At 67.9% G+C, this 9,283-nt stretch carries 1 pseudogene; it reads right to left on the bottom strand.

Features of this window, described 5'->3' with window-relative positions:
- Positions 1 to 8,864, bottom strand: a pseudogene (locus NP3_RS48510) (hypothetical protein); the annotation flags it as partial.
- Positions 8,865 to 9,283: the final 419 nt, after the last annotated feature.

The following is a 9,283-nucleotide window of genomic DNA, read 5'->3' as shown; positions in this document are numbered from 1 at the left end:
TCCGTACGACCACGACACGCCCCACCATCAGACGGCTCCGCCACGCTGGCACGATCACCAAGCGTCATACCGTCGGCCGACTCCTCATCGCCCGCACGCCCATGCCGCGCCCGCCCCGCAGAGGACGCGCCGTCGTCCAACTGCTCGGGATGCGTTGTCCCTTCGGATGATTCATCCTCCGTACGACCCGCGGCACCGTCGGACGATTCACCCACGACGACATGATCACCAAGCGTCACATCGTCAGCCGATTCATCGTCACCGTCGCGATGCGCTGCGCTGTCGGAGAACTCATCGCTTGCAGAATCACGACGACCCGCGCTCTCAGGCAGATCCCGGCTACGCTGCGCGTCCGGATCCGTGGCCGACTGATCGTCTGTGCCCCGCAGCTCACCGGGTTCCGAACCTTCGCGGACCGGCGGCACCTCGGGCGCGGACGACTCGCCGTCGCGATCACCGGCCGTGCCATCGGACGAGTCGGCGCGATCGCGGCTGTCTGCGGTGTCCGGCAGATCATGACCGTGCTGCGGGCTCGGATCAGTGGCCGAGCTCTCGTCTCTGGTCAGCGGCTGTGTCGGTTCCGAAACTTCGTGAACTACAGGCACTTCCGTTGTCGGCGGTCGCTCGGTGCCGTCGGAGGGGGAAGGTGGTACAGGGGTTTCGGCCGGTGCTGGTTGTGGGAGTTCGTTGGTCGGGGGGAGGGCGAGGGGCGTGTCCGGGTTCGGGAGTGCGGGTGGGGGGAGTTGGGGTTGGTGGTCTACTCGGGGTGGGGCGTAGGGGATTTTGGTGCGCCAGTCGGTGCGGGGTGGGCGGTTGGCGTTCCAGTCGAATCCGATGCGGATGGCGTGCTGGTTGGCGTCGTGCCAGGCGGCGATCGGGTTGTGCCGCAGGTAGTTCGATTCGGCGAGAGCATCCTGCAGGAGCAGGATGTCTTGTGGCAGCGGGCTGCCCGCGATCAGGCGGTTCCAGGCTTCGGCGACATCGGCGACGGCGTCGAGTGGGCGGCGGCGCAGGATGCCGTCGTTCGGGTCGTGCACCAGATGCGGATCGCGCATGAGGTGGTTCTTGATCTGCTCGATCTCGGCGTGGGTGAAGGCCGGGGTCGAGTTGTCGAGTCGGTCGGCGACCAACCTGGTCAATTCGGCGCGGTCGGCACCCAGGTTGCCGAGCTGGTCGCACAGATTGTCGACCAACCGTCTTGCGTCACCGGGCTGTTCGTCCCGCAACTGGCCGGTGAGCGCGTCGACGATCGGGTCGAGGTCGCCGGAGCTGTCGAGTCTGCGGGCGATCTGATCGACGATCTCCGCCGCCCGCACGGCACGTGCCGCGCCTTCCGCATCCGGATGCGCGGCGAGATGATCGACGATGCTGGTGATATCGCTGTCGTCGGCGCGGAACCGCTGGTATTCGGTGTCGGCCCAGTCCTGCACGCGCGCCCACGCCGCTTCCTGATCCCGTTGGCGCTGTTTGTATTCCTCCGACAACTCGCCGCGATCGGGCACCCGATCCTGCGGATCCCATTCGCGCGCCATCGGCTGCACATCGGCCGCGCGCGGACGGAAGTAGGGATGTCCCTTGAATCCCGGACTGATTCGGCCCGGATGGTCCTTATCGCTGTACCAGGTGAATCCGGACAGCTTCGCCGATTCGAGGATGATGCGCATGGTGTTGTAGAACACGCCCGCCATCGGCGGCTCGAAGGTTGGCACACCCGGATCGAGTGGGTCCATGCCGGGGATCCGCGGCAGCAGTTCCTCATCGATCGCGCCGGGTGGCGGATGCAGGAACGGGTCGACAATGGACGACTGGAACGGATCGACCGCCCAACCACTGACGCCTTCCGGAAGTACGCGCGGTTCGAATGCCTTCGGCACCCTGGGACCTTGACGGTTTGTCGTCCAGTCCGGGCGGGTCGGGTTGACCGGATGCCAGTCACCATTGGCGTCCTGCCACCGGGTGAGATGGATGCCGGGCGAGCCTTCGCGCCAGCCCGCGGTGAGATAGTCGCGACGCGGTGGTGTGAGTTCCGCGATGCGCACCGGCATCTCGCGCTCGGCGACGATCACGCGATATTCAATTCGCGTCTCAGGTCTTGTTATTGCCTGTGCCACCGCGGAATTGCGTCGGATCGCATCGGCGAGCGCCGCGTCGTGGCCCGCGCGCGGATGCTCCAATGTGCCGCGCGGGGCCACCACGACGATCCGCGGATGTTCGCCCTCGACGAGGCCGACGCGATCCGTGATCGGCCTGGCACCCTCGGCGGCGAAGACGTCGCGACACGCTCCGGCCAGTTCGGCCATCTGATCCTGGATGCGCCCGATCCTGTTGTCCGCCTGGTTGACTCGGTCGGCGGCTTCACGGAGCAATTGCAGTTGCCTGGTGTTCTCCTCGGTCGGCGCGAGACGGTTCGCCGCATCGCGCAGGGTCTGGTCGATCTCATCGGGGCCCAGAGCGTCTCGGTCAACGCCGAGACGCTCTGCCAGGTCGTCGCACATCCCGCGCCATGGCTTACTGGCGAGCACTTCGGTGGCGCGTTCGGCACCGAGCCGGTCGAGCTCGGCGCGTGTTTCTGCCGACAGCGGCTGGTGTGCGATGACATCCGCGCCCTCGAGTGCGGCAATACGCCGATCCAGTTCGGCGAGGGCGGAATCGGCTTCGTTGAAGCGTTCCGCCGCGTCTTGCAGCTTGAAGATGTTGTTCTCGCGCTGGGTGCGTTCGGCCGAGCCCACCAATTCCGGTTCCGGCCTCGATGTTTCGTCGCCGGTGCCCGCAATGTCCCTGGTTCCGACGATATCGCCGCTGAGCTGCCGCAGGGTCGGCTCCAGGTTGTCCTGGTTCAGGGCGTGATCGGGATCGCGAATATCGAAGCGTTCGGCGCGGTCATTGCGCTTGGCCCGCCAGAACTCGCATTCGGCCGCCATCGCGGCGCGTTCCCGCACCAATGCGGCGTGCACGGCCTCCGGTGTTCCGGACAGTTCGAGCGTCGCGATCGCCTCGTCGAGCCGCGCCACTTCGGCATCGGCACGGTTGAATTCGTCGGCCGCGCGCTCGAGCGCGTCGATCCGCGCATGCCGCTCGGCCTGCTCATGGACCAGCATGGTCTGGTTGCGCAGCTCTTCGAGGGTCGTCTCCAGCGGCAGGCCTGGCCGCAGCCCCTGCTCGACATCGACCGGAAGTCCATCGGCGCGAAGTCGGCGAAGATCGCGCAATTCCTCGCGATCGGCGACGGCCACGGCGCGCTCCGCACGCAGCCGCTCGAGTTCGGCGCGGACCTCGGGGGTCAGAGCGTCCGAATGCGGCGCAGTGTCGGGCGCGGTTCCAGGATCCGGCTCCGAGCCGTCAGCGTCTCCTGGTTCGGGCGTGGAGCGCGCGGGATCCGAATCGTCCGCGTCGGTGCTCCGTGTTTCCTGCGAAGGTCGCGTCGGATCCGAGGTGTCCGCAGCGGCGTCCCGGGTCTTGGGCGCAGATCGCGTCGGATCCGAACCATCCACAGCGGGACCCTGTGCCCTGGATCGCGTCGGATCCGAAACGTCCTCAGCGACGTCTCGTACCCCGGGCGCAGATCGCGTCGGATCCGAACCACCCGGATCAGTCCCCCGTGTTTCGGGCGCGGATCGCCTTGGATCCGAACCATCCGCAGCGGCCCGGGTCTTGGGCGCTGACCGTGTCGGATCCGAACCATCCACAGCGGGACCCTGTGCCCTGGATCGCGTCGGATCCGAAACGTGCGTATCGGCGCGCGGCGCCTCGGGCGATGCCTGCGCCGGATCCGACTGTGCCGCAGCGCGTTCCGGTGGCGCCGCGGATCCCGAACCCGGTGTCTCCGGCGGACCTGCCGGGCGGGCCGGTACCGCTCCTTCGTCGGGCGGGCGGATCGGGGTGACGGTGACGACTCCGGACTCGTCGACCACGACGTGCAGATAGTCGACTTGGACGCCCTGATCGGCCAGCTGACGGCGAAGCTCTGCGGGCATGACCTGCTCGGGCGCCCTCGACGGCGACGCGACCACCACGCGCTGCCCATCAGGTGCGATCCCGACGCCCTCGGCGACCATATGCGCCTGTTCCCCGGCCAGCACGTCACGAGACGCGAGCACGGCGGCACGCTGGCGGGCCACGTTCTCCTCGCCCATCGCGTGGATGTAGCGGCGCAGCTCGGCCTGATATGCACTGGCCGCATCCCTGACCTGGGCGGCGTGTTGCTCGGCGGCCCGGAGATCCGCGAAATGCTGCACCATCTCACGGCTCGGGACGTTTTCACGATCCCGTATCGCGGCAGCCTGATCCTCTGCCTCGCCCACCAAATCGTTGACGGCACGCTGTATTTCGTGCGGGCTCAAACCGTCAGGGTTGATTCCGAGGCGCCTGGCACCTTCGGCAATGCCCGGTTCCATGGCCTGGCGGGCAGCCGCAGTCTCCGCAATTCGAGCGGCCGAATCTGGCAGCGCATCACGCAATTCCGGCGTGACAGGCTCGTGTACCCGCGAGGGCCCATCCTGTGGCCAACCGCCCGAGCCCGACTCCCCTGGCTCCGGTTGCCCCGGACTGGGCGGCTCCTGCGGCGGATGCTGCGATCCCCCATCACCACCGGCCTCCGGCGCACCCGCTCCCTCCTGCCCACCGAGTGGCCGAACCCGCACGTCCCCGGGCTCACCACCGCGCCGCCCGCTCGCCTCCTCCTGCGCCTCCGACGCCGAATCCCGCCGTGATGCCGACGACTCCTCGCCGACACCCAACGAATCACCTCGTCGCCCAGTAGCCGACCCCTCATCCGCTGCCGAGGCGGAACCCTGCCTCCCCGGACCCGACTCGGGCTGGCCGCGCTCCAGAACACGACCACTCGCTTCGGAGTTGTCCCCCTCCAGCACTGTCGCATTCAACCAACGGTTGAACTCGTCGAACCTGCGTTGATTCGCCGCCAAAGCCTGTTCGTGCCAGGCATCGATCCGCTGCTGCATCTCATCCAGCCCGGCCTGGGCACGCTGGCGAAGCTCGTCGATCCTGCGCAGTAGCTCGCTCTGCTCGGCGCCATCGTCCGGTCGCGACCGCTCAGCCAGTGCCCGGAGGGCTTCTTCATGCCTCCGCTGGTTGGCTGCCAGCGCCTCCGCATGCCACGTATCGATTCGCCGCTGCAACTCATCGAAGCCAGCGGCGGTGCGTTGGCGGATCTCTTCGATCTCACGCACCGGATCACTCTGCCGTGCAACAGGACCCGCAGCCAGCGGGTCAGAATTCGTCAACGGGCCGGGATCAGCCAGGGCACGCATGGCCTCGTCGAAGCGACGCCCGTTCTCTGCCAACGCCTCCGCATGCCATGCATCGATCCACTGCTGCAGCTCCTCGAATCCTGCCTCGGCACGCTGCCACGTTTCCTCGATCCGCCGCACCGGGTCAGAGCTGACCACATCCGGATGTTGCGAAGTCGCAGAATCAGGTTGCTCGACACCGTCCGAGAGCGACGCTTCCCGCACCGGAGTCGATGAATTGTCGCGCCACACCGGCGGCTCCGGCGCACTCAGCGAGTTGATGGCCTCCTCATAGCGGCGCTCGTTTTCCCGCAACGCTTCCGCATGCCAGACGTCGATGCGGCGCTGCAACTCATCGAAACCGGCCTCGGCGCGCTGGCGGGTGTCCTCGATTCCTTGCACCGGGTCGGTGGGTTCGTCCGGAGAATCCGGGGTCGGGGAATCTTGGGGTGGACGTCGTGAACCACCCTCACCATTCGCTTCGGGCGGGGTATCAGTACCCGAATCACCGTGCCGTGTCCGCCCATCCGCCGAATCATGATGGTTCGCGTCAGTTTCCGCGATGTCATTGGCGACCGCACGGCTCAGTTCCTCGTTCAGCCGCGTCAGTTCTGCGTCGGCCTCGTCCAATCGGCGTGCGGCGGCCTGTTGTTCGTCCGTGTGTGCCGGGCTCGGGTCGGCCATAGCCTCGTCGAGGGCGGTGCGCGCGTCTTCGCGGGCGATGAAAGCAGCCGCCCATTCGTTCGCGATGCGCCCGATTTCCGCCTGTCGAGCGGCCGCATCGGGATCCCGCCCCGGCGCAGCGCCATCCGGTTGCGCCTCCGGCACGGATTCCGGCTCCGCATCGGGTCGTGCACTTCCACCGGAGCTCGGCGTATCCGGCGGGGTGGCACCCAACTGCGGCGCATCCGGCGGCGGTGGCAGTTCGGGGCCGGAGTGCTGGTCGGGCGGCGACCAGGACGGATCAGGCGCGACGATGTCGACGGCGTACGGAATGCCCGCACGCCAGTCGGTGAGCGGCGGGCGGTCCGCGTCCCAGTGGAAGCCGAGGCCGATGGCGTGGGTGTTGGCGGCGCGCCAGGTGGCACCGGGATTGGCGTGCAGGAAGTCGGATTCGGCGCGCGCATCCTGCAGCAGGACGAGGTCCTGGGGCAGCGGTTCGCCCGCCGTCAACCGGTTCCATGCCTCGGCGACATCGGCGAGTCGATCCATCGGGCGACGGACATACGCACCATTGGGATCGCTGTAATCGCGCACCAGATGCTCGTCGGCCATCAGGTGGTTCTTGATCTGCTCGATCTCGGCGCGCGTGAAACCCGGTACGTCGTGGCGCATGTGCTGGGCCAGGATCTGGGCAATGGCGTCCGGATCCGCGCCCGCGCGCAAGAGCTCGCGAATGTCGGCGATGGTGTCGCGCACCGCGTCCGGATCGTCGACGACAAATCGATTCGCCAAATCATCCGCGACACGGTCGTTTTCGTCCTGCATCCGCAGCAATTGCGCATCGACATCGCGGGTCGGATCGATACCTCGATCCGCGGTCACCAGCCTGTCCTGCACCGTCCCGACGACATCCCGCGCCGCAGCCACCTGCTGGGCACGGCGGTGGGCGTCGAGCCCGTCCATGATCCGATCGATATCGCTGTCATCGGCGAGGAACCGCTCGTACTCGGCATCGGCCCAGTCCTGCACGCGACGCCAGTTCGCGACGTCGCGATCCCATTCCCGTTGCAGCCCTTCGGAAATCTCCACCCGATCCGCGGGATTGCCGTGTTCGGCCGGATCCCACGGCCGATGCATGGGCTGAATATTGCGCTCCGGCCCCGCGAACCACTCGTAGTTGCGGAAGACGGTGCCGAACGGCGGAATCTTCTGCAGCCATGGCCGGGCCCGCACCCACTCACCGATCTCCGGATGCGCCTGGATCCAGGCCTTCACCGCCGGATGCTTCGGCGTCTGCGCGGCCATCAGGATCAGCCGGGTGATGTTGTAAGCGTCGCCACCCCAATGCTGTTCGAAGATCGGCGTGCCCGGCGGCACGGACGACGTGTCGTAGCGTGACGGCGCCTGCGGCATATTGACCGGCAGCGTGCTCTCCGCGATCTCACCCGGCGGCACGTGATCGGTCGGCAGGGTGATGTCGTTGACGACATCCTCCATGGCCCAGCCGCTGACACCGTCCGGCGGATCCTTGGGCGTGAACTTCTTCGGCACGGTCCCGGCATCGCGGTTGCCCACCCAATCCGGGCGAGTCGGATCGACGTGGTGCACAGTGCCTTCGGCGTCGACCCACGACGTCATATCCATGCGTCTGCCGTTGTGCCAGCCGGTGCTCAGTCGTCGGATCTGGGGTGGCGGCATCCGCAACGTCCGGGTGTTGCCCTCGCGATCCGCGAGCACCTGGCGGTATTCGACGCGGGTTTCCGGACGCACCATCGCCTGGGCGACGGCGGGATCGCGACGCAGCGCATCGGCGAGTGCCCGATCGTGATCCGCGCGCGGTGCCGCCGGATCGGGACGCGGACCGTACACGATGATGCGGGGTCGCTCGCCCTCCACGATGCCGACCCGGTCGGTGACCATCCGGCCGCCCTCGGCTTCGACCTGCTGCCGCCATACGCCCGCGGCTCCGGCCATTTCGTCCTGGAGTCGGCCGATCCGATTGTGCGCCTGGTTCACATCGTCGGCGGCGTGGAAGAGTCCGTCGATCTCACGATGGCGAGCCTCCGACTCATCCGGAGACATCGTGCCGTTGCGCACCTCCTCTTCCACATCGAATCGCAGGTTGTCGATCGTTCTGCGCAGCCGATCCGGTTGCAGCGCGGCCTCATCCGGATTGCCCGACGCATCGGCGACACCGAGCCGGACGGCCAGATCGTCGCGCATGGCCCGGCGCGGCTTGATCTGCCGGAGTTCCTCCGCGCGCTCCCGTGCCATCCGATCGATCTCGGCAGCACCCTCCTCCGACGGCGGGCGGTGCCGCGCGACACCCTGGTCCTCCAGCTCGGACAGCCGCTGGTCCACGCGGCGAACCTGATCGTCGAGGGATTCGAAGTCCTCGGTCGCGGCAATGAGTTTGCGCAGCGCCTCTTCGCGCCGTCCCTGCTCGCCGGGCTCGACCGGGCTGCGCACCTGCCGGTTCGCCTCCTCGAGGCCACCCAGCACGTCGACGACATCGGTCCGTGCGTGGGCATGCAGTGCTTGAATCGCCTCGTCGCGCGCATCCGGGTCACGGCGCACCCATTCGGTCGAATCGTCCAGACCCAGATCGGCGGCGCGCTGGTTGGCCTTGGCGCGGACGAACTCGCGCTCGCGCACCAGGTCTCGTCGCTCCTGCAGTAGCCGGTCGTACTCGTCGACCAGTCCGATGCGTGCCGCGAGCTCGCCGACCTCGGCGTCCACCCGTGCGAATTCCGGTGCGAGCCGCTCTAATTCGGCTACAACGGCACGATCGGCATCCGAAAGCAGCCGTCGCCCGGCGAATTCGGCAACGGTCGCCCGAATTCGGCGCGGCGTCCACGCATCCGCATCCTCCTGCGCCGGAAGTCGATCGGCCAGCTCCGCGATCCGGGCCGCCAGCGCATCCCGCCGCGCGACCGCATCCGTATGCGCCCGCACCGCCTCCTCATGCTCCGGTCCGGTCCGAGCTTCGGCCCCTGGCTCCGAGTTCCCGGTTTCCGTGTCATCCCGCCGGTTATCCGCGTTGCTCCGTTCACCATCCCGGTTCCGACCCGACGGCTCTCCCGTCTCGGACGTCGGCGGGGCAGACGGGTCACCCTGCCGGTTCTCCGCACCGCGCCCTTCATCACCCTGGTTCCCACCCGACGGCTCCCCCGGCTCGGACGTCGGCGAGGCAGACCGGTCACCCTGCCGGTTCTCGACACCGCGCCCTTCATCACCCTGGTTCCCACCCGACGGCTCCCCCGGCTCCGACGTCGGCGAGGCAGACGGGTCACCCTGCCGGTTCTCCGCACCGCGCCCTTCACCATCCCGGTTCCCACCCGACGGCTCCTCGAGCTCGGACGTCGGCGGGGCGG

Source organism: Nocardia pseudovaccinii NBRC 100343 (assembly GCF_001613225.1).
Lineage (GTDB): Bacteria > Actinomycetota > Actinomycetes > Mycobacteriales > Mycobacteriaceae > Nocardia > Nocardia pseudovaccinii.
This window is presented reverse-complemented; position numbering and strand designations above follow the sequence as displayed.